Annotated in this window: 19 protein-coding genes; 10 read left to right on the top strand and 9 right to left on the bottom strand. The window is 73.9% G+C overall.

Annotated features, from left to right (window positions below; genetic code table 11):
- Position 1: 1 nt before the first annotated feature.
- Positions 2–1,153, bottom strand: coding sequence for a hypothetical protein (locus AB0F58_RS13630; protein ID WP_357142442.1), 1,152 nt, complete (start codon positions 1,151–1,153; stop codon positions 2–4).
- 437 nt (positions 1,154–1,590) lie between these two features.
- On the opposite strand from AB0F58_RS13630, the gene AB0F58_RS13625 reads away from it, so the two are divergent.
- A complete protein-coding gene (locus tag AB0F58_RS13625; RefSeq protein WP_357142441.1) occupies positions 1,591–3,357 on the top strand; it encodes a hypothetical protein in 1,767 nt (588 codons plus the stop codon).
- 52 nt (positions 3,358–3,409) lie between these two features.
- Here AB0F58_RS13625 and AB0F58_RS13620 read toward each other — a convergent pair whose 3' ends face one another.
- Positions 3,410–5,245 (bottom strand): hypothetical protein, encoded by a 1,836-nt coding sequence (locus AB0F58_RS13620; protein ID WP_357142440.1) that lies wholly within the window; start codon positions 5,243–5,245, stop codon positions 3,410–3,412.
- A 158-nt stretch (positions 5,246–5,403) separates the two neighbouring features.
- Between AB0F58_RS13620 and AB0F58_RS13615 the strand changes: the two genes are divergently transcribed.
- Positions 5,404–6,696, top strand: coding sequence for a PQQ-binding-like beta-propeller repeat protein (locus tag AB0F58_RS13615; RefSeq protein ID WP_357142388.1), 1,293 nt, complete (start codon positions 5,404–5,406; stop codon positions 6,694–6,696).
- A gap of 63 nt (positions 6,697–6,759) precedes the next feature.
- On the opposite strand, the gene AB0F58_RS13610 is transcribed toward AB0F58_RS13615, so the two are convergent.
- The gene (locus AB0F58_RS13610; protein WP_357142387.1) at positions 6,760–7,962 is read right to left on the bottom strand and encodes a C39 family peptidase; all 1,203 of its coding nucleotides are present in this window, start codon (positions 7,960–7,962) and stop codon (positions 6,760–6,762) included.
- A 161-nt stretch (positions 7,963–8,123) separates the two neighbouring features.
- Between AB0F58_RS13610 and AB0F58_RS13605 the strand changes: the two genes are divergently transcribed.
- From AB0F58_RS13605 to AB0F58_RS13595, 3 genes are all read left to right on the top strand, one after another.
- Entirely contained in the window at positions 8,124–8,792 is a 669-nt protein-coding gene (locus tag AB0F58_RS13605) for a response regulator transcription factor (RefSeq protein WP_357142386.1), read from the top strand.
- Positions 8,789–10,024: a HAMP domain-containing sensor histidine kinase gene (locus AB0F58_RS13600; RefSeq protein ID WP_357142385.1), complete on the top strand. Its 1,236-nt coding sequence runs from the start codon at positions 8,789–8,791 to the stop codon at positions 10,022–10,024. Before AB0F58_RS13605 ends, AB0F58_RS13600 begins: the two co-directional genes overlap by 4 nt.
- A gap of 180 nt (positions 10,025–10,204) precedes the next feature.
- Entirely contained in the window at positions 10,205–10,588 is a 384-nt protein-coding gene (locus AB0F58_RS13595; protein WP_357142384.1) for a VOC family protein, read from the top strand.
- 52 nt (positions 10,589–10,640) lie between these two features.
- Here AB0F58_RS13595 and AB0F58_RS13590 read toward each other — a convergent pair whose 3' ends face one another.
- The 4 genes from AB0F58_RS13590 to AB0F58_RS13575 form a co-directional block, all read right to left on the bottom strand.
- Entirely contained in the window at positions 10,641–11,354 is a 714-nt protein-coding gene (locus AB0F58_RS13590; RefSeq protein WP_357142383.1) for a hypothetical protein, read from the bottom strand.
- A 165-nt stretch (positions 11,355–11,519) separates the two neighbouring features.
- Entirely contained in the window at positions 11,520–13,589 is a 2,070-nt protein-coding gene (locus tag AB0F58_RS13585; RefSeq protein WP_357142382.1) for a 3-hydroxyacyl-CoA dehydrogenase NAD-binding domain-containing protein, read from the bottom strand.
- On the bottom strand, positions 13,586–14,809 hold the full coding sequence (locus tag AB0F58_RS13580) for a thiolase family protein (RefSeq protein WP_357142381.1): 1,224 nt from the start codon (positions 14,807–14,809) through the stop codon (positions 13,586–13,588). The genes AB0F58_RS13585 and AB0F58_RS13580 overlap by 4 nt, the downstream gene beginning before the upstream one ends.
- A gap of 181 nt (positions 14,810–14,990) precedes the next feature.
- Positions 14,991–16,307: a ribonuclease D gene (locus tag AB0F58_RS13575; protein ID WP_357142380.1), complete on the bottom strand. Its 1,317-nt coding sequence runs from the start codon at positions 16,305–16,307 to the stop codon at positions 14,991–14,993.
- 298 nt (positions 16,308–16,605) lie between these two features.
- On the opposite strand from AB0F58_RS13575, the gene AB0F58_RS13570 reads away from it, so the two are divergent.
- A complete protein-coding gene (locus AB0F58_RS13570; RefSeq protein WP_357142379.1) occupies positions 16,606–17,694 on the top strand; it encodes a trypsin-like peptidase domain-containing protein in 1,089 nt (362 codons plus the stop codon).
- A gap of 79 nt (positions 17,695–17,773) precedes the next feature.
- Positions 17,774–18,601 carry a hypothetical protein gene (locus AB0F58_RS13565; RefSeq protein WP_357142378.1) on the top strand — a complete coding sequence of 276 codons (828 nt, stop codon included), beginning with the start codon at positions 17,774–17,776 and terminating at the stop codon, positions 18,599–18,601.
- Positions 18,602–18,820: 219 nt separating this feature from the next.
- On the opposite strand, the gene AB0F58_RS13560 is transcribed toward AB0F58_RS13565, so the two are convergent.
- Positions 18,821–19,393, bottom strand: a complete 573-nt coding sequence (locus AB0F58_RS13560; RefSeq protein ID WP_357142377.1) for a DUF3000 domain-containing protein — start codon at positions 19,391–19,393, stop codon at positions 18,821–18,823.
- Positions 19,394–19,581: 188 nt separating this feature from the next.
- Here AB0F58_RS13560 and hemE point away from each other — a divergent pair, with 188 nt between their 5' ends.
- Genes hemE through hemQ form a run of 3 tightly spaced genes read left to right on the top strand, consistent with a single transcriptional unit; the run spans position 19,582 to position 22,817 of the window.
- Entirely contained in the window at positions 19,582–20,688 is a 1,107-nt protein-coding gene (hemE, locus tag AB0F58_RS13555; protein WP_357142376.1) for a uroporphyrinogen decarboxylase, read from the top strand.
- Positions 20,689–20,700: 12 nt separating this feature from the next.
- Positions 20,701–22,110, top strand: coding sequence for a protoporphyrinogen oxidase (hemG, locus tag AB0F58_RS13550; protein ID WP_357142375.1), 1,410 nt, complete (start codon positions 20,701–20,703; stop codon positions 22,108–22,110).
- Positions 22,107–22,817, top strand: coding sequence for a hydrogen peroxide-dependent heme synthase (hemQ, locus tag AB0F58_RS13545; protein ID WP_357142374.1), 711 nt, complete (start codon positions 22,107–22,109; stop codon positions 22,815–22,817). The genes hemG and hemQ overlap by 4 nt, the downstream gene beginning before the upstream one ends.
- A gap of 137 nt (positions 22,818–22,954) precedes the next feature.
- On the opposite strand, the gene AB0F58_RS13540 is transcribed toward hemQ, so the two are convergent.
- Positions 22,955–23,404: a GNAT family N-acetyltransferase gene (locus AB0F58_RS13540; protein WP_357142439.1), complete on the bottom strand. Its 450-nt coding sequence runs from the start codon at positions 23,402–23,404 to the stop codon at positions 22,955–22,957.
- Positions 23,405–23,626: the final 222 nt, after the last annotated feature.

The following is a 23,626-nucleotide window of genomic DNA, read 5'->3' as shown; positions in this document are numbered from 1 at the left end:
GTCAGCGACCGCTGACCGAGCGGTAGTACGTGCGCTCGGCGTTGGTCAGGCTGAAGGTCCTGGTGGACTCCGGTTGCGGCACGACCACCAGCCCGGGACGGTCCACCAGCCGTCGGGTGCCCGGCGGGGTGGAGAGCGAGGTCGTCCGGCTGGCCCGCCAGCTCAGCACCACCAGCGGCTGTCCCGGCACCGGCAGCACGTACGTCTGGAGAGTGCTGGTCCGGTCGGCGGAGGAGACCACGGTCGGACCCCCGCCGGGGGAGCGGTGCACCAGGGCGGTCATCGGCCCGGCCTCGCTCAACCAGCTGAGCTGCTTCAACTCGGCCGGCGCGCCGCCGTCGAGGGTGATCTCGCCGAGCACCCGGGTGGTGACCTGTTCCATCGGCCAGGAGCGCGGCACCGACTGCGGTGCCTCCCGGTCCCGCAGCCGACGGGGGACGCTGGCGAAGGGGCCGTCCTCACCGGCGAGCTGGCAGGTGTCCAACCCGAGCAGGGCCCGCTGCCCGGCGCCGGACTCGTCACGCACCAGCGGGTAGCGGGGCGGCGCGGTGGCCGTACCCAGGTCGAGCAGGCGGTCCGCGGCCCGGCCGCGCGGCACCGACTCGGTGGCCCGCAGCGTGGCGGTCAGCGGGACGGCCGCGCAGGCCGGCACGGCGACCGGCCCGGTCAGACCGTCGGTGACGGCCAGTGCCCGCCCGTCCGGTCCGCGCAGGCGTTCCACCCGGGCGGAGGTGAGGTAGCGGCGCTCGTCACCGAGCTGCACCGGCAGGACGTCGGCGTAGACCAGGTAGCCCGGGTCGGTGTACTCGACGGCACGGGTGACCGCGTACCGCGAACCGTCGCCGGTGAGTTGGAGCAGCCAGGAGGCGCTCTCCCCGGGGACGTCGGCGGCGACCAGCGCCAGCCGCGTCCCGCCGACCTCGCCCGACCAGAGGATGCCCGAGGTGGGCAGGTGGACCCGGTCGTCGACCGGTGAGCGCCAGTCGCGGACCGCCCCGGTCACCGCCGCCGTCGCGTCGGCGTCGGCGGCCAGACCGCCCCGTGCCGGCCAGACCGCCAGGCCGCCGTCGAGGGAGTCGTAGCCGACCGGGAGCCGCGTCTGCTGCCGCTGGGCCACCGGTCCGCAGCCGGTCGTCACCAGGGCCAGCGCCAGCAGCGCCGTGGCCGTCCTGCCGCGCCAGCGGACTGAAGCCACGTGTACGCCCCCGATCGTTCCGCCCGCTCCGGAAGCCACATGGTACGAGATGTCCGATCGCCCCCGGCCGGCGCCTCGACTCACCGGCCACGGGCGCCGGACGGCGGCCGTGCGGCGCCCGCCCCGGGCGTCGCCGCCGTTTTCGTGGCTTTTCTCAGCTCCGGTAGACTCCGCCGACTGTGACGCCTGCCGTGCCCCGTGGGGTATCCACGCTGGAATCCGCCACCGCCGGCCCGGAGAACGGCCCGACAGCGGCGACCGGGCAGGCCACCGCCCGGTCGGTCGACGAACGGACGCGCGACGAGGGGCGGCTCGACGGGACCACGGGCGACGGCGACCCGACGGCCATCCGGACGGACGCGGACGACACGGACGACACGGACGCCCCGGGCGCCCTGGCGGGGACCGCCACCGCCCGGCGGCGACGCTGGCCCACCTGGCGGCGCGACGTCGGCGTCTTCGGCCTCTTCCTGCTCGCCGCGATCTGGGTGACCAGCCAGATCTGGGTCGACCCGGCCGGCCGGGTGGCCTCGCTCTACAGCAGCGACCCGGCCCAGGTGCAGTTCTTTCTCGCCCACTCGGTCCGGGTGGTGCTGCACGGCGAGTTCCCGTTCTACACCGAGCAGTTCAACTACCCCGACGGGGTCAACCTGATGGCCAACACGGCCATCCTGGCGCTCGGCATCCCGATGGTGCCGATCACGCTGCTCTTCGGCCCGGCGGTGACCTTCGTGGTGCTGGTCACCCTCGCCCTGGCCGGCACCGCCTGGACGTGGTACCACGTGCTCTCCCGGCACGTGGTGCGGACGCCGCTGGCCGCCGTGGTGGGCGGCTGGTTCTGCGGGTTCTCCCCGGCCATGCTCTCGCACGCCAACTGGCACCCCAACATCATCTCCCAGTGGCTGCTGCCGTTCATCGTCTGGCGGGTGCTGGTCATCACCCGCTCGCGGCGTCCCGTCCGGGACGGGGTGATCCTGGCGCTGCTGGTCACCTGGCAGGCGTTCATCAACGAGGAGATCCTGCTCTTCACCGCGATGGCCTGTGGCATCTTCCTGATCGCCGTGGTCGCCCAACGGCGGGACCTCTGGTCGGCCGCCTGGCGGCCGATGGCGGTGGCGCTCGGGGTCTGCACCCTGGTCGCCGGGTCGTTGCTGGCGTACCCGCTCTACGTCCAGTTCGGCGGCCCGATGGCGTACCACGGGCTCAGCGACGCGGTCCGCGACTACGGCAACGACATCGCGGCGTTCGTCACGCCGGGCTCGCCGACCCTCGGCGGCAACGAGCGGGCCAACGCCAACCTGGCTCCGAACTACTCGGAGGAGAACGCCTTCTTCGGCTGGAGCCTGGCGCTGATCACCGTCGGCATCGTGCTCTGGCTGCGTCGGGAACTGGTCGTCCGGGCGCTCGCGGTCACCGGCGTCTTCTACGCCGTGCTCTCGCTCGGGGAGCGGGTCTCCTGGTGGGACCGGGACCTCTTCACCGGGCCGTGGGAATGGCTGGTCCGCCTGCCGCTGCTGGACGCGGTGGTGCCCACCCGGTTCGGCATGATCACGACGGTGGTGATCGGCGTGCTGCTCGCCATCGCCGTCGAGCGGGCCTGGACGACCATGCCGCTGGCCCAGCACACCCGCACCCTGGTCGGGGCCGGACTGGTCATGGCGCTGCTGCCGATCGCCCCGATGCCGCTGAAGGTGACCAGCCGCCCGCCGGTGCCGGACTTCATCACCTCCGACCATTGGCGCCGGTACGTCGCCACGGAGCAGACCCTGGTGCCGGTGCCGATCCCGAGCATGGGCAACACCCACGGCATGCGCTGGGCCGCCTCGACCAACCTGGACTTCAAGATCCCGGGCGGGTACTTCCTCGCGCCGCGCAACGGCAACACCGGTGACCCGGGCCGGTTCGGGGGACGGCCCAGCGGCGTGGGGGAGATCCTCCAACAGGTGGCGACCACCGGGCGCACCGCGAAGCTGACCGACCGGGAGCGTCGTCGGTCCCTGGACGAGCTGCGGTACTGGCGGGCGGCGATCATGGTGTTGCCGGTCGACCAGAAGAACGTCGAGCCGCTGCGGCAGACCGTCGAGCAGCTCGTCGGCCCGGCCCGGCGGGAACGGGACGTCTGGCTCTGGGACGTCCGTCCGATCACCACCCGCGCCGACTGACCGACCGGCCGGGCCCCCGGCGGCTACGCGGGGCCCGGCGGGCCTGGGTTGCTCAGACCAGCGGGCGGACGTCCCAGAGCCACACGTCGTCCACCCGGCGCGGTTCGCCGAGCAGGCCGGTCATCAGCTCGCGCAGCGCCGCCTCCCGGGGATGCGCGCCGAGCACCACCACCGAGGCCCGCCAGTAGCGCAGGTCCTCGACGGCCCGGCGGCGGTCCTCGGCGGTCAGCTCCGGGGCCGCGCCCTTGTCCATGGTGGAGTAAACGAGCGTGCTGGTCGGCCGGTTCGGTGCGCCGAAGATGCCCTCGTCGTTCGGGCCGGGGCCGATGAAGTAGCCGCCCGGAACGGGGAACTCGTGCCGGGTGAGCGCGCTCCAGCGCAGCGTGGAGAGGCCGTGCACGTTGCTCGGGATGGGCACCGGCACCAGGGTCCGGCCCTCCGGCACGTACGGCCGCCAGGCGCCGGAGGTGATGAACGCCGGCGGCGGGTCGATCTGCTGGGCCGGCAGCGGCCGGGGGACCAGCGGCAGCACCGCCAGCGCGACGGCGGCGCAGCCGACCGGGCGGACCCAGCGGCGGCGGGGCCCGGGAGGAGCCGCCCCGGCGGCGGTGGCGGTGTCCGCCGGCCGGTCGTCGGCACCGGCGGGGACCGGCCGGCCGCTGCGGTCGGCCGCGTCCCAGGCCAGCGCGAGCAGGACGCCGACCGCACCGGTCACCACCAGGGTGAGCCGGGTGGGCATCATCATCTCGACCAGCGGCAGGTCGTCCGGGACGTAGTGCCAGGGGCCGTAGACCTCGGTCTCCACGCCGTTCAGCCGGATCCGGGGGCCGAGTGACGCCACCGTGAAGACCGCCACCAGCACCGCCGCGATCCGCGCTGCCAGCGAACGCCGCCAGAGCAGCACGATCGCCGCCAGCGTCACGAGCACCACCGGCCAGCCGAACCAGGTGTTCTGCTCGGTCAGCCCGATGGTCTTCTCCACCGCCGGGTCCCCGGCCACGGTGTCCCGGGCGAAGGTGACGAAGGCGGCCAGGTCCTCACCCCAGCTGTGGAAGACGCCGCCCTGGAGACCACGGTAGGACTGCGGGCCGTTGAACTGGAACCAGATCGGGTACGCCGTCAGCGCCAGCGCCAGCCCGCCGCCGAGGCCGAGGGCGGCGAGGAAGGTGCCGGCCTGGGCCCGCGCGGACCGCCAGCGCGCCACCGCGTACCCGGCCACGATCACCAGGCAGGCCAGCGCGGTGAGCAGCAGCATCTCCTCGTTGACGAAGATCTGGTACGCGACCAGCAGCCCCAGGGCCACGCCATTGCGCCGCCACCGGCCCGGCTCGCCGAGGCGCAGCACCCGGGCCACGATCAGCGGCAGCAGGAAGTTCGAGACGAAGTTGGGCTGCCCGTTGGCGTGGTGCACGATGCCCGGCGCGAAGCCGAGGAAGGCGCCGCCGACGAACGCCGCCGCCCGGGAGCGGACCAGCCGACGCGAGAGCACCCAGTACGAGGTGGCGGCGGTGGCGGCCAGTGCCCCGCCCAGGTAGAGGGCGTACACCACCTGCGGGCCGAGCAGGAGGGTCAGCGGCGCCAACGGCAGGGTCACCCCGAGCAGCGAGGTGTTCGCCATCATGTTCACCCCGTCCGGGGCGTTCTGCCGTTCGGAGAAGAGCGGGTTCTCCAGGTGGCGCACGGAGTACGCGCCGTGCGAGAAGAGCCACTCGAACCAGCTGTGGTCGGTGGGCAGGTGCGAGGAGACCCGGTTCTCGATGTCCCCCCAGTAGTTCAGGCACACGAGAACACCGAGGAGCACATAGGCTCCGATGGCCAACACGTCGGCACGGACGAACCGGCCGGTCGCCGGTCGGCTGTCCGCCGACGGGTCGGCCGCCGCGGACACGGACGCGGACTTCAACGAGGGGTCTACCACCGGCACAGCCACGACGCGCCATCGTACGCGAGAGGGCTTGTCGCTTTTGCCGGGCCGGGGCCGATCGCGGGCGGGCGGCCGGCGCGTCTCGGCCCCGGCGGTGGCGCAAGGGGCGCGGGGAGGAACGGATGGCGCTGATCGATCTGGGTGAGGTGCGGGACGACCCGGAACCGGCGGTGCGACGGGGCCTCGGGCTGCGACCGCGCTGGCGGTTCGCGCTGGTGCTCGGCCTCGTCCTGGCCACCCTGGCCGGCGCGGCACCGGCACCCCGGCGGCTCTCGGTGACGGTGCCCGGCCGGGCCGGGGCCGAGGCGTTCCTCGCCGGCGACCAGCTGGTGGTGGTCGGTCCCCCCTCGCCGGACCTGCGGGGTGACCGGGACCTGGCCGCCTACGACCTGCCCGAGGAGGGCCGGGCGGCGTCGTCGACGCTGCGGGCCCGCTGGCGGCGGACGGTGCCGGGCGGGCCGAGGATCTGGCCGGCGAGCGCCGCCGCGGGGATCCTCCTGGTGACCAGCAACAGGGGCGGACGGGACGGCCAACTCACCGTCGCCCTGGAGACCGCGACCGGCCGGGAACGCTGGCGCCAGCCCGGCTCGCCGATGCTGACCGAGGGCGGCCGGGTGCTGTTGACCGTCCCGGCCGGGGAGGACGGGCACTCGGTCCGGGTGGTCGACCCGGCGACCGGGGCGGTCCACTGGTCGGTGCCGAGGGCTCCGGAGCGGACCGACTACCGCTTCGCCGCGGAGGGGATCGACCGGCTGGTGTGGACCTTCCCGTCGGGGCGGATCGAGGTGCGGGACGCCGATTCCGGTCAGGTGCTGGCCGCCGCCTCCGTCCCTTCGGACTTCCCGACCGCCGACCTGGGCAGCCAGGTGGTCGACGACCTGCTGCTGGCCGTCCGGGTCGACCCTCCCGCGGTGACCGCCTACGGGCTGGACCGGCTGGAGCGCCGCTGGACGGTCGACCTGCCCTCGGTGGCGTACCTCAGCTCGTGCGGCACGTTGCTGTGCGCCTGGGAACAGGCCGGTGGGGTGCGGATGCTGGACCGGGCGACCGGCCGGACCCGCTGGCACGACCGCCGCTGGGTGTCGGGATTCCCGGTCGGGGACCGGATGGTGGCGACCAGGTCGGTCAGTTCGTTCCGGGACGGGGTCGTCCTGCTGGAGACCGCGACCGGCCGGGAACTCGCCGACCTGGGCAGCTGGAACGGGATGCAGACGCCGGTCGAGGGCGGGCCGCCGATCGCCTCCCGGGAGACCCGGGACCGGAGACTGCTGGTGGCCCAGTTCGACGTGGTGCTCGGCCGCCCCAGGGTCCTGGACGTGCTGCCCGGCACCTACGGTGACTGCCGCTTCTATCCGGAGCTGCTGCTGTGCCAGCAGTTGGACGGCTCGTTCCGCCTCTGGTGGCTGCCGGACTGACCCGGTGCCCGACCGGCCGGCGGAGCCCGCGACCGGGCCGGGCGGGCCGACCGGGCCGGTCGGTCACCAGTTCGGTTGGTCGGGTGGCGGCGGCAGCGGCACCGAGGGCGGGCGGATGACGTACGTCACCCCGCCGCTGCCTCCCTGCCAGGCCGCCGTGAACCGGTGGCGGTCGACGGTACGGCGCACCCCGGCGTCGTCCGAGGCGTACGGGTCGTTGAGCACCGGGTCGCCGTCGGGGGTGAAACCGACCAGCACGATCAGGTGCCCCTTGGTGTCGTAGTCGAGGCCGGGCACGTCCCCGATGCGGAACGCGGCGGAGACCACCAGCGGCACCCCGGCGGTGACGAACCGTTCCGCCTCGGCCAGTGACCGCAGCCGGGTGACGAAGGCGTCCATCCCGTAGCGGCCGGCGTAGGCGGTGTTGAAGGGCCAGTTGCCCGCGCCCCGGTAGGCGTGGTCGTAGCAGTGCCGGGCGGCGTGGTCGACCTGCGGGCGGGGGTCGGTCGGGTCCACCCACGCGTACTCGCCCGGCGCGGGGCCGGCGCCCCAGTAGGCCAGCACCATGGAGACGCAGGTCGGGCTGCACCAGGAGTCCCCGCCGCCGCCCCAGTGCGGGTAGTGCCCGGCGTGCAGCCGCTGGGAGAACATCGGCACCGCCAGCACCCGACCGCGCGCCGCCGGGTCACCCGCCGCCGCGTCCCGTTCCGTCCCGCCGGGCCCGGTCGGTCGGGGGCCCGAGGCGACCGCGCCGATCGTCCGCAGGGTCGGCCCGGGGGTGCTGCCCGCCGGGCGGGCCAGGGTCACCCGCACCTGCCAGCCGGTGGCCTCCGCGCCGGTCACGGTCAGCGTGTCGGTGTCCACCTCGGCCCGCCCGTCCCGCTGTCCGGGTACGGAGGTGCGACGGACCGCCTCGTCGTCGGCGGCCCACCGGGCCAGGACGTACCAGTCGGTGACCGGGGTGTCGTCGGCCCAGCCGCACACCTCCACCTGGATCCAGCAGCCCGGCGGGGTGTCAGCCGTCCAGGAGGGCACCACCTGGTGAACACGGAAGCCGACCGGTACCGGCGGGGATACCCAGTGGCCCACGTCGTACCGGGTGTGCACGCCGGTGTGCGGATCGGTGTACTCCAGCCGGGAGGGCGGTCCGCCCAGGACCAGCCCGCCGTCGTCGGGGCGGACGCCGAGCGCCGTGCCGTCGTCGACGTCCGCCGGGAACCGGAAGACGCGGTAGCGGACGTCCCGATCCTGCGTCGCTGCGGTCATCACCGTCCGATCCGTAGAGATGTTTCGTGCAGCATCGCGTACCCGAAGATTCTTTGCAATGCCTCCCGGTGGGGGCGACGGGACCGCCCGGGGCAGCCGCGACGACCTCGCGTTTGGCGGCCGACACTAGGTTGTGGTGGGCAGCAGCGAGGAGGCCGGGAATGCGGGTACTGGTGGTCGAGGACGAGCGCAACCTCGCCGACGCGATCGCGCGGGGACTACGGCGTCGGGGCATGGCCGTCGACGTCGCGTACGACGGGGACGCCGGTCACGAGATGGCCTTCGTCACCCGGTACGACGTGGTCATCCTCGACCGTGACCTGCCCGGCGTGCACGGCGACCAGATCTGCGCCGAGCTGGCCGCCTCCGGCACCCTCACCCGGGTGCTGATGCTCACCGCCAGCGGCACCGTCTCCGACCGGGTGGAGGGGCTCCAGCTTGGGGCCGACGACTACCTGCCCAAACCGTTCGCCTTCGACGAGCTGGTCGCCCGGGTCCAGGCGCTCGGCCGGCGGGCCACCCCGCCCGCCCCGCCGGTGCTGGAACTGGCCGACCTGGTCCTCGACCCGGCCCGACGGGTGGTCACCCGGGGCGGCACGTCGGTCGACCTGACCAACAAGGAGTTCGGCGTCCTCTGCGAGCTGCTCAAGGCCCGGGGCGCGGTGGTCTCCAGCGAGGAGCTGCTGGAACGGGTCTGGGACGCCAACACCGACCCGTTCACCACCATCGTCCGGGTCACCGTGATGACCCTGCGCAAGAAGCTCGGTGACCCGCCGCTGATCGAGACGGTGGTCGGGGCCGGCTACCGGACCGCCGGAGACCTGTCGTGACCCTCTACCTCACCCGCCGCCCCCGGTTGCGGCCCACCCTGCGACTACGGCTGACCCTGCTCAACGGCATCCTGCTGGTCGGGGCCGGGGCGATCCTCGTCCTGCTGGCCTGGTTGCTGGTGCGCGACGCGCTGCGGCCCACCGACGAGCTGCTCCCCGGCACCACCGTGGTGCTCGCCGACGGCCGCACCCTGGACGCCGGGCAGTGGCAGCGGCAACTGGTCGACGCCGCGTCCCGGGAACTGCTCGCCAAGGGCCTGGTCGCCCTGCTGGCGATCAGCGTGGTCGCGGTGGCCGGCGCGTACGCCGTGGCCGGCCGGGCGCTGCGCCCGCTGCACCAGGTCACCTCCACCGCCCGGCGGCTCGGCGAGGCCACCCTCGACCAGCGGATCGGGTACTCCGGGGCGGACGACGAGGTGGCCGAGCTGGCCAAGACCTTCGACGCGATGCTGGACCGCATCGCCGAGGCGTTCGAGGCGCAGAAGCGGTTCGTCGCCAACGCCTCGCACGAGCTGCGCACACCGCTGGCGGTGATGCGGACCGAGATCGACGTGACGCTCACCGACGACGAGGCGGACGTGGCCGAGTTCCGCCGGATGGCCACCGTCGTGCGGGACGCGTCCGAGCGGGCCAACGGCCTGGTCGACGCGCTGCTGGTGCTGGCGCGCAGCGAGGCCCAGGCGGGGCGGCGGCTCGGTCGCAAGACCGAGTGCGACCTGGCCGACGGCACCGCCGCCGCGCTGTCGGCGGTCCGTCGGGAGGTGGAGCGGATCAAGCTGCGGGTGGAGACCGCGTTGGAGCCCGCCCCGGTGGTCGGCGACCCCGGCCTGCTCGGTCGGCTCGCCGGCAACCTGATCGAGAACGCGGTGCGCTACAACCACCTGCACGGCCGGCTCTGGGTGCGGACCGGCTCCGACGGGCAGGAGTCCTGGCTGGTGGTCGGCAACACCGGTTTCGAGGTGGACCAGGCCGACGTGCCGGGGCTGTTCGAGCCGTTCCGGCGCGGCGGGCGGGAACGGACCGGGGCGCGCGGCTCCGGGCTGGGACTCTCCATCGTCCGGGCGGTCTGCGACGCGCACCGCGGCAGCGTCCGGGTGGTCGCCCAGCCGGGCGGTGGCCTGGAGGTCACGGTGACCCTGCCGGCGGCGGACGCCACCCCGGTGGTCAGCGCCACCGCCGTGGTCACCACCGCCGCCCTGCCGGGCACCGGAGTCGCCGCGACGACCGACTGACTGACGGCGGCGGTAATACGTTTGCGCCGGCCAGCGAGGGCCTGGCATGATCGCCCGGTCAGCCCGAGCAGGGAAGGGAGGTGCGGTCGATGTCCATCATTGTCATTCCCGCGCCTCGCCGCCGGCACCGCTGACAGTCGACTCACGCGGGGCGCGTTCCATCCTCGTACGGAGGAAACCGTGAGTTCTAAAGTTCGCAGCGTCACCATCGACTGCCACGACACGTACGCCCTCGCCGGGTTCTGGGCGGAGGTCTACGGCTGTTCCCGTCAGCCGGACGACTTCCCCGGGGACCCGGAGGCGATGCTGCTGCCGCCGGGCAGTCCGATGGTGATCTTCGTCCAGGTGCCGGAGGGCAAGACGGTGAAGAACCGGGTGCACCTGTGCCTGGAGCCGGCCGACCGGAACCGGGACGCCGAGGTGGCCCGACTGCTCGCCCTCGGCGCCAGCCAGGTGGACGACCGGCGGCAGCCGGACGGCACCGGCTGGGTCGTCCTGGCCGACCCGGAGGGCAACGAGTTCTGCGTGCTGCGCAGCACCGCCGAGCGGGCCGCCACGGCCTGACCCGGACGTGGCAGGGGCCCCTCCCGCACGGGAGGGGCCCCTGCCACCCGACTCAGTCGCGCTGCTCGATGGCGGCGCGGATGGTGCCGAACTCCTTCTCGGCCTCCTTGCCGGTCTTGAAGTAGATGACCACCATGCCGAGGCTGCCCCGGTCGGCCCAGACGCAGATGCCGAGCTTGACGCCCTCGGAGGAACCGTCGCCGCACTTGGCGTCGCCGCCGAGCGGTCCCGCCTCCACGGCGACCATGTTGCTGGCGCCGAGGTTGCCGGAAACGGCGCTGATCGCGTCGTTCAGCTCCTTCTGCGGGTCGGCGATCAGGCCGGACACCCCGACGATCATGACCAGGTCGTTCTTGGCCGGGTCGCCGTAGAACGCGCCGACCGTGCTGGTCGCCTCCGGCACGTCCTTCTTGATCTCGGCGGCCATCTGCTCCGACGCGGTCACCAGCGTCGGCTCGGTGACCTTGGCCCGGCCGTTGAGCGTCTCCGGGGCGACCACCCGGGTCTTGGTGGCCTCCACGACCTCGCCGACGTCGTCCTTGACGGTGGCCCAGATGGCGATGCCACCACCGACGCAGAGCACCAGCACCACGGCAAGGACGATCAGCAGGATCTTGCCGACGCCGGACTTCTTCTTCGGCGGGGGCGCGAACCCGGCCGCCATCGGGTCGGCCCCGTGCGGCTGGCTGCCGTAGCCGGGCGAGTCGGACGGCTGGGGGGTGGCAGAGCCGTACTCCGGCTGCGAGGGGTGGTGCGGCTGGGACATCGGTGCTCCAGATCTCAGGAATGGACGCGTGATCCTAACCAGCCGCACCGACATGACCGTTGCCCCGATGGGCTGCTCCACCGTCCGGCGGCCGGCGCGCCCACCCGAACGAAACGGGGGTCGACACGCCGTGACGACGTGTCGACCCCCGGTGGTCGGGCCGGATCAGCCGGGCAGGCTCGCCGCCCCGCGCGGCAGGAAGCGCCGCCCGGTGACCCGCTCCGAGGTGCCGGTCCGGTCCAGGTACGGCGTCACGCCGCCCAGGTGGAACGGCCAGCCGGCGCCGAGGATCATGCACAGGTCGATGTCCTGCGCCTCGGCCACCACACCCTCGTCGAGCATCAGCCGGATCTCCTGGGCCAGCGCGTCCAGCGCGTTCTGGCGGACCTGCTCGGCGGTCAGCGGAGCGTCCCCGACCACCAGCAGCTTCGCCACCTCGGGGTTCACCTCGTCGTCCACCATCACCGGCTGGCCCGACTCGGCGATCCGCTTGAGGTTGTCGCTGAGCCCGAACCGGTCCGGGAAGGCCGCGTGCAGGGTGCCACCGACGTGGTGGGCGACCGCCGGGCCGACCAGCTGGAGCAGGGCCAGCGGACGCATCGGCAGGCCCAGCGGGTCCAGCGCGCTGTCGGCCACCTCCAGCGGGGTACCCGCGTCCACGGCCGAGAAGATCTCCCCGAGGAAGCGGGTGAGCAGCCGGTTGACCACGAACGCCGGGGCGTCGGCGACCAGTACGCAGGACTTGCGCAGCTGCTTGCCGACGGCGAACGCGGTGGCCAGGGTGGCGTCGTCGGTGCGCTCGCCCCGGACGATCTCCAGCAGCGGCAGCACCGCGACCGGGTTGAAGAAGTGGAAGCCCACCACCCGCTCGGGGTGCTCCAGGTCGGCGGCCATCGCGGTCACCGAGAGCGAGGAGGTGTTGGTGGCCAGCACCGTCTCCGGCGAGACGATCTTCTCCAGCTCGGCCCACACCTGCTTCTTGACGCCCAGGTCCTCGAAGACCGCCTCGATGACGACGTCGGCGTCGGCGAAGACGCCCTTGTCGACCGAACCGGAGACCAGGCCGTACAGCTTGGCGGCCGTGCCGGCGTCCATCCGGCCCTTGGACACCTGCTTCTCGATCTGAGCGTGCACGTAGCCGACGCCCTTGTCCACCCGGGACTGGTCCAGGTCCGTCATCACCACGGGCACCTGGAGACGGCGGGCGAACAACAGCGCGAGCTGGCTGGCCATCAGGCCGGCACCGACGATGCCGACCTTGGTGACCTCGCGGGCCAGCCCCTTGTCCGGCGCGCCGACCGGCCGCTTGGCCCGCCGCTGCACCAGGTCGAAGGCGTACAGGCCGCTGCGCAGTTCCTCGGAGAAGACCAGGTCGGCCAGGGCCTCGTCCTCGGCGGCGGTGCCGGCGGCGAAGTCGGCCTCCTTGGCCAGCGCCAGCAGCTCCAGGGCCTTGTTCGCGGCCGGGACCGCACCGTGCAGCCGCTGGTCGAGCATCTGCCGGGCGAAGAAGAGCACGCCGTCCCACATCTCCCGGTCGACGTCCGGCCGGGACACGGTGAGCTCACCCCGCACCACGCTGGCGGCCCACTCCAGGGAGCGCTCGAGGAAGTCGGCCGGCTCCAGCAGCACGTCCGCGATGCCCATCTGCGCGGCCTGCTTCGGCTTGAGCATCTTGTTCTGCATCAGCGGGTTCTGGAGGACCACCTGGGTGGCGGCCGGGATGCCGATCAGGTTGGGCAGGAGTTGGGTGCCGCCCCACCCGGGGACCAGGCCCAGCGACACCTCGGGCAGGGCCAGGGCCGCCGCGCCGCCGGAGAGCGTCCGGTAGTGGCAGTGCAGGGCCAGCTCCAGACCGCCCCCCATGGCCGCGCCGTTGACGAAGGCGAAGGTCGGGACGTCGCTGTCCTTCAGCCGGGCGAAGACCCGGTGGCCGAGCCGGCCGATCTCCAGCGCCTGCTCCCGGTCGGCGATCTGCGGCAGGCTGACCAGGTCCGCGCCCACGCAGAAGACGTACGGCTTGCCGGTGACCGCGACGAACGCCGGGTTCGCGGCCAGCGCGGCGGTGATCGCCTCGTCCAGGCTGGTCAGACCGCCCGGTCCGAGGGTGTTCGGCTTGGTGTGGTCGAAGCCGTTGTCGAGCGTGATCAGGGCGGCCGGCCGGTCCAGACCGGGCACGTTCACCTGACGCAGCAGCGCCTTCGTGACCACCTCGTTCGCCGCGGCGAGCGTGCTCACTTGTCTCCACCCTCCCGCTGAGCCTGCTGGCTGGACCCCGTCCAGTGTGGGTTCTCCCAGATGACCGTGCCGCCCATGCCGATGCCGATGCACATCGCGGTGACGCCGTAGCGGACCTCGGGGTGCTCGGCGAACTGCCGGGCGAGCTGGGTCATCAGCCGTACGCCCGACGAGGCGAGCGGGTGACCGATGGCGATCGCGCCGCCCCACGGGTTGACCCGGGGGTCGTCGTCGGCGATGCCGAAGTGGTCGAGGAAGGCGAGCACCTGCACGGCGAACGCCTCGTTCAGCTCGAACAGCCCGATGTCGTCGATGCTCAGCCCGGCGATGCGCAGGGCCTTCTCCGTCGAGGGGATCGGGCCGACGCCCATCACCTCCGGCTCGACGCCGACGAAGCCGTACGACACCAGCCGCATGGCGACCGGCAGCCCCAGCTCGCGGGCGGTGGACTCGGCCGCGATCAGGCTGGCGGTGGCGCCGTCGTTCAGGCCGGCGGCGTTGCCCGCGGTGACCCGGCCGTGCGGACGGAACGGGGTCTTCAGGGTGGCGAGCTTCTCCAGCGAGGTGTCCCGGGGCGCCTCGTCCACCGTGGCCAGACCCCAGCCACCCGCCTCGTCGCGGATCGCGACCGGGACCAGGTCGGGCTGGAGCCGGCCGTTGGCGTACGCCTTGGCGGTCTTCTGCTGCGAGGCCAACGCGAACGCGTCGGCGCGCTCCTTGCTGACCTGCGGGACCCGGTCGTGCAGGTTCTCCGCGGTGGCCCCCATCACCAGGGCGGACGGGTCGACCAGCTTCTCGGCGAGGATGCGCGGGTTCGGGTCGACGCCCTCGCCCATCGGGTGCCGGCCCATGTGCTCCACGCCCCCGGCGATGGCGACGTCGTACGCGCCCATCGCGATGCCCCCGGCGACGGTGGTCACCGCGGTCATCGCACCCGCGCACATCCGGTCGATGGCGTAGCCGGGCACGGTCTTCGGCAGACCGGACAGCAGGGCGGCGGTCCGGCCGATGGTCAGGCCCTGGTCGCCGATCTGGGTGGTGGCGGCGATGGCCACCTCCTCGACCCGCTCCGGCGGTAGCTGCGGGTTGCGCCGCAGCAGTTCCCGGATACAGCGGATGACCAGGTCGTCGGCGCGGGTGTTGGCGTACATGCCACCCGCCTTGCCGAACGGGGTGCGGACGCCGTCGACGAAGACGACTTCCCTGACTTCACGGGGCACTGGAGCCTCCTTTTCGACCATGCTTCGGCCTGCGCGCCGACCGGCGGCACGCCGGACCGAACGAAGGTCGCCGGCACGGGCGTGGTGCTTCGCATGCTACTCACCGGTAACCAGACGTGCCCGTGCCCTCCGTGTGTCCCACACCACACCCACCCCGGTGCCCCGGGGTGGGTGTGCGCCGTCAGGGCGTGGGCAGGACGGCGGTCAGCTCCGGCACCAGCAGGCCGACCTGCCAGTCCCGGGCGCCGAACCCGCGCAGGGTTTCGGTCACCGTCTCCTCGGTGATCTCGTCCGGCGGGGTCCAGGCCAACCGGCGGACCGAGTCCGGGGTGATCAGGTTCTCCGGCGGCAGGCGGTGCTCCCCGGCGATCCGGACCACCACCTCGCGGCACCGGGCCAGTCGGGCCGCGGCCACCGGGTCCCGTTCCGCCCACCGGTGCGGCGGCGGCGGACCCTCCACCACGGCGCTGACCGGGAGGGCGTCCTCGGGCAGCTGCCGGGCGTCCTCCAACGCCGTCAGCCAGGTGCGGGCCAGCCGGCGTACCGACCGGCCACCGAAGCCGGGCAGGGTCAGCAGCGTCTTCTCGTCCTTCGGATCCAGCTCGGCGGCGGCGATGATCGCCGAGTCGGGGAGCACCCGCCCGGGGGCGGCGTCCCGGCGGGCGGCGATCTGGTCCCGGGCGTACCACATCGACCGGACCCGCGCCTGGGCCCGTGCGCCGCGCAGCCGGTGGATGCCGGAGGTACGCCGCCAGGGCTCGGCCCGCACCCGGGGCGGCCGTGCCCCGGCGGCCACCAGCGCCGCGAACTCCTCCGCCGCCCACTCCTGCTTGCCCTGCCGCGCCAGCTCCGCGGCGAGCGCGTCGCGGAGATCCACGAGGAGTTCCACGTCCAGGGCGGCGTAGGTCAACCAGGACTCCGGCAGCGGCCGGCTCGACCAGTCCGCCGCCGAGTGGTGCTTCTCCAGGGTGTAGCCCAGCAGATGTTCGGTCAGCGCGGCCAGGCCGACCCGCTCGAAACCGGCCAGCCGCGCGGCCAGTTCGGTGTCGAACAGCCGGCGCGGGCGCAGCCCCAACTCGGCCAGGCAGGGCAGATCCTGGCTCGCCGCGTGGAGCACCCACTCGGCCGGGCCGATCACCGCGTCGAGGGCGGACAGGTCGGGCAGGGGCAACGGATCGATCAGGACGGTGCCGGCGCCGCCGCGGCGCAGCTGGACCAGGTACGCCCGCTGGCTGTAGCGGTATCCGGAGGCACGTTCCGCGTCGATGGCCACCGGTCCGGTGCCCGCCGCGAACCGGGCCACCACCTCGGCCAGCGCGGCAGATGTGGCCACCGGTGGGGGGGTGCCCTCCCGGGGCGCGGTCAGGGGTACGGGCTGCTCGTCGGTCGCTTCGGTCCCCGCGTCCGTCGGCTCCGGCGCGGCCGGTGGCGGGTGCTGCGGTTCGTTTCCCGGTCGGCGTTCGGCGGCCCGACGGCGCAGGGGTGGTTCGTCGGTCACCTGACAACCCTAGTGCGCGCGGCGATCCGCCGCGCAGCCTCCTCCGGTGCGTGTCGGCGGCCGGTACGGTACCGCCGGGCCAGGGGTGGACAGCAGGGGAGACAATGTCGTTCCGGGCCGGTACGGTCCATCGGGCCCACCGCCGGCGATGTGCCGGCGGCAGGGTCGCGGGCAGGCGCTCAGCGGGGAGGACGTGGCAATCATGACGGCTGGGTACGGGCCGCAGGACGGTGGACCGGTCGGGCCGGCACCCGGATCCGGTGACCACGGAGGTCGACCGGGTCCGTTGCCACCACGGATGGAGCCGCCCCGCACGGCGGTGGGCGGTTGGCCCGCGTCCGGTGCCCCGGTCCCCGGCCAACCACCGGCGGGTGGACATCCGGGTGCCCCGCCGTCCGGCTACGCGTCCGCGCCACCCCCGGTGCCCACTCCCCGGGGCACCTGGCCGACCACCGGTGATCCCGGCCCGGCGCCGGCCCCGCCGCACCCGGCCACCGGACAGCAGCCGGCACCCGCCCCGGGCCCCTGGTCGCCCGGCCAGCCGCCGGCCGCCTCCGGTCCGGCCTTCCCGGGCAGCACCCAGCCGGGCGACGTGACCACCGGCCGGCAGCGCTCCGGCTGGCTGCCCCGGGCCGCCCTGCTGCTGGCGTTGCTGCTGGTCCTGGTCTCCGGCGTCCAGGCGTACCAGATCCACGTGCTCAACGACCGGCTCGGCGACACCCGACAGGACCTGAGCACCGCGCAGGACCGCGACGGCGTCCGCCTCGACGGTCTGGAGCAGCGGGCGGAGGAACTGGAGAAGCAGGCCGGCACGGTGTTCAACCCGGAGGACATCGCCGACACGGTGCTGCGCAGCGTCTTCCGGGTCCGGGCCGGCACCTCGACCGGCACCGCGTTCGCCGTCGGCAAGCCCAACTCCGAGGGCGGGGCGAACCTGTTCACCAACTACCACGTGGTCGAGTCGCTCTGGACCAGCGGCGAGCGCCAGGTGTTCCTGGAGCGCACCGACCAGCGCTTCCCGGCCACCATCGTCAAGGTCGACGAGCAGAACGACGTCGCACACCTGCGGACGTCCGCCAAGTTCACCGGCCTGGTCACCGCCGCCACCCCGGTGAAGTCCGGGCAGCAGATCGTCGTGGTCGGCGCGCCGCTCGGCCTGACCGACAGTGTCACCACGGGGGTGGTGAGCGCCTTCCGGAAGGCGGAGAACGGCGGCGGTGACGTGATCCAGTTCGACGCTCCGATCAACCCCGGCAACTCCGGGGGCCCGGTCATCAACAGCGCCAAGCAGGTCGTCGGCATCGCCACCGCCAAGGCCCGCAACGCCGAGGGCATCGGCCTGGCCGTGCCGATCAAGACCGCGTGCGACGGCTTCGACATCTGCTGACCGTCCACCGACGCGTCCGTACCCGCCCGGTTCGCCCGCCCAGCCGGAGCCGGACCAGCCTCATTCGGAGGAAGTAGCCATGACCCAGCCACCCACCGGCGGATACCCCCCGCCGGGGTACCCGCAGCAACCGCCGGCCGGCCACGGCGGCGGGCTGTACGGATCCCAGCACGAACCGCACGGGCACGAGCCGACCCAGCAGTTCGGGATCGACCCGACGCTGTCGGCCCAGCCGCCGGCCGGGTACCCGCAGTCCGCGCCGCCGGCCGCCGGATATCCGCAGTCCGCGCCGCCGGCTGCGGGGTACCCGCAGCAGCCCGGCTACCCCGGCGGCTACCCGCAGTCCGCGCCACCGGCCGAGACGGCGGCCCCGGCCGGCTACGGCCCGACCTCCGGCGGCCCGGTGCCCGGCCAGTACACCCCCACCTCCGGCCAGCCGTTCGGCCCGCCGATGTCCGGCCCGCCCGGGTACCCGCCCCCGGCGGCCACCTCCGGCGGGGGCGGCGGCCGCGGCCGGGCGGTGCTCGTGCTGGCGATCGTGGCCGGGCTGCTCTTCGTTCTCGGCGGCGTGATGACCGGGCTCTACCTCAACACCAGCGGTGACCTCGAGCGCACCGAGAAGAACCTGGTCGCCCGCACCACCGACCGGGACACCCGGGTGAAGGAGATCGAGAAGCTCAAGGGCGAACTCCAGACCGCCAAGGACAAGCTGACCGACACCCAGCAGGACCTCACCGGCACCAAGAACGACCGTGACGAGCAGGCCCGGCAGAAGAAGGTCATCGCGAACTGCCTGGAGAAGCTGACCACCGCGCTGGCCGCCGCCGCGGCCAACAACAAGACCGCCTACGACCAGGCCGTCAAGGGTCTCGACGCGGTCTGCGACGAGGCCGAGAAGTACCTCTGACCCACCATCGCGTCCCCGTCGGTCCGCGGGCCGGTCGTCCGATCACGGCGACCGGCCCGCGGACCGACGCGTGCGGGGCGACCGGACACGCCGACGGGGTCATCCGGAGCCGGTGACGACCGGGCGGAGGCCACCGGCCGTCCTGCCCGGCGGGGACGCCAGCCGGTCGTGGCGGATGCGGGCCGGTGGAGGCTGGATGCGGGCCGGTGGTGGCGGAGGTCAGCCGGTGGTGGCGGGCCGGCGGTCGGCCAGCGCGGTCACTCCGGGCGGGGGCAGGCCGGCGGTCGAGGCGAGCAGCGTGCACCAGGCACGCAGGTGCGGGGCGAGGTCGTCGTCGAGCGGGGTCCACGAGGCCCGGATCTCGACGTCCCCGGTGGCCGGTGGACCGGCCAGATCGCCGAACCGGGTGGACATGGTCTGGGTGACCGTGCCGCCGAGCGCCCGGTGACCGGCCTCCTGGGCGTCCAGCGCGTCGGTCAGCCAGGTCCAGCCCACCCCGGGCAGCAGCGGATCGGCGGCGAGGTCGGCCTCCAGGTCCGCGGTGACGTAGCTGACCAGCCGTAGCGTGCCCTGCCACGCCTCGTGCCCGGCCGGGTCGTGCAGCAGGATCAGCCGCCCGGTGGCAACCTCGTCGTCGTCGCGCAGCACGGTGGCGGAGAGGGCGAAGGCGAACGGGGCGAGCCGCTTCGGGGCGCCCACCTCCTCCATCACGATCTCGGGCCGGGTCGCCACCGACCGCAACCCGGCGACCGCGCGGGCGAAGGTCTCCGGGAGCGCGATCGGAGGGGACATGCGGGCAGCCTAAGCCGCCGCCGCACCCGCCCGGCGGACGGCGCGCCGGCACCGCGTCGCTCGTCGCCGCCGCCGGCACCACCCCGGCCACCGTGAACGCGTAGCGTGATCATCCGGTGGCGCGGGTGGACGTGTCCTTCGCAACCCGGGCGACCGGCGGCGCCGGCGGACGTGGCACGATTGCGGCGATGACCACCACCACCACGGGCGGCGCTGCCCGAGACGGAGACACCCGCCCGAGCGCGGGCGGAGCATCCCGTACCGCCGACTCGCCCTTCGTCCGGGCCTGTCGCCGGCGACCCGGCCCGCACACGCCGGTCTGGTTCATGCGCCAGGCCGGGCGCTCGCTGCCGGAGTACCGCGAGATCCGGGCCAACGTGGCGATGCTGGAGTCCTGCCGCCGTCCCGAACTGGTCGCCGAGATCACCCTTCAGCCGGTCCGCCGGCACGGGGTGGACGCGGCGATCCTGTTCAGCGACATCGTGGTGCCGGTCGCGGCGGCCGGCGTCGACCTGGACATCGTCCCCGGTACCGGCCCGGTGGTCGCCGAGCCGGTGCGTGACCGCGCCGACATCGACCGGATCCGTCCGATCACCGTCGAGGACGTCCGGTACGTCGACGAGGCGGTCCGGCTGCTCGTCGGCGAACTCGGCGACACCCCGTTGATCGGATTCGCCGGTGCCCCGTTCACCCTGGCCAGCTACCTGGTCGAGGGGGGCCCGTCGCGGACCCACGCCAGGACCAAGGCGCTGATGTACGGCGATCCCGACCTGTGGCACGCGCTCTGCGGGCGGCTCGCCGAGGTGACGCTTGCGTTCCTGCGCGTCCAGATCGCCGCCGGGGTCTCCGCGGTACAGCTCTTCGACTCGTGGGCCGGCGCGCTGTCGGAAGCCGACTACCGCCGCTACGTACAGCCGCACTCGGCGATGGTGCTGGCCGGGCTGGCCGACGCCGGGGTGCCCCGGATCCACTTCGGAGTCGGCACCGCCGAGCTGCTGACCGCGATGGGGGAGGCCGGCGCCGACGTGGTCGGCGTGGACTGGCGTACCCCGCTGGACGTCGCCACGAAGCGGATCGGACCGGACCGCGCGGTCCAGGGCAACCTCGACCCGTGCCTGCTCTTCGCCCCCTGGCCGGTGGTCGAGGCCGAGGTGCGGCGCATCCTCGACGAGGGCCGGGCCGCCCCCGGTCACGTCTTCAACCTCGGTCACGGCGTCCTGCCGGAGACCGATCCCGACGTGCTGACCCGGGTGGTCGCGCTGGTGCACGAGGTGTCCGCGCGGCCCGTGGACTGACCGGAGGCGACGATGCGACGACCGTGGCGGATCGCGGTCATCGGCGGTGGGATCACCGGGCTGGCCGCCGCCGTCCGGTTGCGCGACCGCGCCCCCGCCGGCACCGAGGTCACCGTGTACGAGCAGTCCGGCGCACCCGGTGGCAAGCTGCGCACCGGCAGCCTGGCCGGCGGGCCGGTGGAGTTCGGTGCGGAGTCGTTCCTGATGCGCGACCCGGCCGGCGGTGAGTCCGCCGCGGTGACCCTGGTCCGCCGGCTCGGACTCGCCGCCGAGATCGTGCACCCGACCGTCGGGCAGGCCGCGCTCGCCGTCGACGGGGGGCTGCGCCCGATCCCGGCCGGCACGCTGGTCGGCGTACCGGGAAATCTGGACACGGTGGCGGCGGTGGCCGAACCGACCGCGGCGGCCGACGCCGACGGCGGCAAGCCGCTGCTCGGCCCGAACGAGGACGTGGCGGTCGGCGCGCTGGTCCGCGCCCGCCTCGGCGATCAGGTGGTGGACCGACTGGTCGACCCGATGCTCGGCGGCGTCTACGCCGGCCGCGCCGACGACCTGTCGCTGGTCACCACCATGCCGGCGCTGGCCCGCGCGGCCCGGGTGGAACACACGCTCACCGGGGCGGTCCGGGCGGCGCAGGCCGCCGCGCCCCGCGCGCCCGGCGCACCGGTCTTCGGCGCGCTGGCCGGCGGGATGAGCCGGCTGGTCGAGGCGGCGGCGACGGCCAGCGGGGCGACGCTGCGGCTCGGCGCGACGGTCCGGGACGTCACCCCGCTGGGCGGGGGGTGGCGGCTGACCGTGGGCCCCACCCGGGATCCGGAGTCCGTGGAGGTCGACGCGGTGGTGCTGGCCGTGCCGGCCCGTCCGGCGGCGCGACTGCTCGCCGGTACGGCTCCGGCGGTGGCCACCGGAGTCGGCGGACTGGACTACGCCAGCGTCGCCCTGGTCACCCTGGCCCTGTCCGAGCCGGCGCTGCCCGCCCTCTCCGGATTCCTGGTGCCCGGCACCGAGGGACTGCTGATCAAGGCGGCCACCTTCTTCACCACCAAGTGGGGGCACCTGCGCCGGCCGGACGGGGTGGCGCTGGTGCGCGCCTCGGTCGGCCGGTACGGCGAGGAACGGCAGGTGCAGCTCGCCGACGCCGACCTGGTCGCCACCGTGCACCGGGAGCTGTCCGGGGTGCTCGGCACGACGCTGCCCACGTCGCTGGCCAGCCACGTGCAACGGTGGGGTGGGGCGCTGCCGCAGTACACCCCCGGGCACGCCGACCGGGTCGCGGCGGCCCGGACGGCGCTCCGGGCGGCCCACCCGACGTTGACCCTGGCCGGGGCCGGGTACGACGGGGTCGGCATCCCGGTCTGCGTGCGGTCCGGCGAAACGGCGGCCGAAGAGATCATCAGTGCACTGGGAGGACCGGCGACATGACCGAGCAGACCGAGCAGACCAACGCGGCCCGGCTGCGGGAGCTGAACGACAGCATCCGCTACACCATGTGGTCGGTGTTCCGGGCCACCAGCCCGCTGCCGGCCCTGCGGGACAACGTCGTCGCCGAGGCCGAGGCCCTCGTCGAGGAGCTGGCCGGTAAGGACGTCGTGGTCCGGGGCACCTACGACGTCTCCGGGCTGCGCGCCGACGCCGACCTGATGCTCTGGTGGCACTCCACCTCCAGCGACGACCTCCAGGACGCGTACGGCCGGTTCCGGCGCACCGCGCTGGGGCGGACGATGACCCCGGTCTGGTCGCAGATGGCCCTGCACCGGCCGGCGGAGTTCAACAAGAGCCACATCCCGGCCTTCCTGGCCGGCGAACAGGCGCGGGCGTACATCTGCGTCTACCCGTTCGTCCGCTCCTACGAGTGGTACCTGCTGCCGGACGCCGAGCGGCGGGAGCTGCTCGCCGAGCACGGCCGGATGGCCCGTGGCTACCCGGACGTGCGGGCCAACACCGTCGCCTCGTTCGCCCTCGGCGACTACGAGTGGATGCTCGCCTTCGAGGCGGACGAGCTGCACCGGATCGTGGACCTGATGCGGGACCTGCGCGCCTCCCGGGCCCGCCGGCACGTCCGCGAGGAGGTCCCCTTCTACACCGGCCGCCGCCGCTCGCTCGCGGACATCGTGGCCGCCCTGCCCTGACGGGCCCGCCCTGCCCTGACCGGCCGGACCGCCCAGCCCTGACCGGCCGGACCGCCCAGCCCTGACCGGCCGGCTCGACCGGTCAGGGCCGGTGCCGGCCTGCGGGCATCCGGCTGCGCCGGCCGCCCGGGGTACGGTCAGGGCGTGGGTTCGCGGCGCATCGGGGTGTGCGGGATGCCGTCCTCGACGTACCCGGGTCCGCTGACGGTGAAGCCGTACCGGGCGTAGAACCCGACCAGGTGCGACTGCGCCTCCAGCACGCACGGCCGGTGCCCGACCACCACCAGCGCCTCGCTCATCAGCCGCCCGGCGTGCCCGCCGCCGCGCGCCGCCGGGGCCACCACGACCCGGCCGATCCGCTCCACGCCGCCGGGGTCGGCCAGGATCCGCAGGTACGCCACCGGCACGCCCTCCTCGGCCAGCCAGAGGTGCCGGGTGCCCGGCTCGACGTCCCGCCCGTCCAGTTCCGGGTAGGCGCACGCCTGCTCGACCACGAACACGTCGATGCGCAGTCTCAGCAGGTCGTGGAAGGTACGGGCGTCCAGGTCAGCGAAGGAGGCGACCCGGACGACGGTGCTGCGCGGCAACATCCCGCCAGGCTAGTGCCTGGCCCCGGGGGAGGTGAGCGGACGTACCCGGGAGTGGTCGTGGGGTCGGAACCGCCGCTGAGCGGGCCGCCGTCACCTAGCCGACGGCTCGACTCGGACACCAGCGAATGTCGCCAAGCGGACGCCTTCGCAGTCCGGCAACAATCGACAACCAGCATTGTGCGTAGGAAAGTCCGAATTCGTGGCGTCGAAGGAGGTTCC

It is taken from the genome of Micromonospora sp. NPDC023956, assembly GCF_040639195.1.
Lineage (GTDB): Bacteria > Actinomycetota > Actinomycetes > Mycobacteriales > Micromonosporaceae > Micromonospora.
Note: the sequence above shows the minus strand (reverse complement) of the source record. Positions and strands in the feature narration are given on the sequence as shown.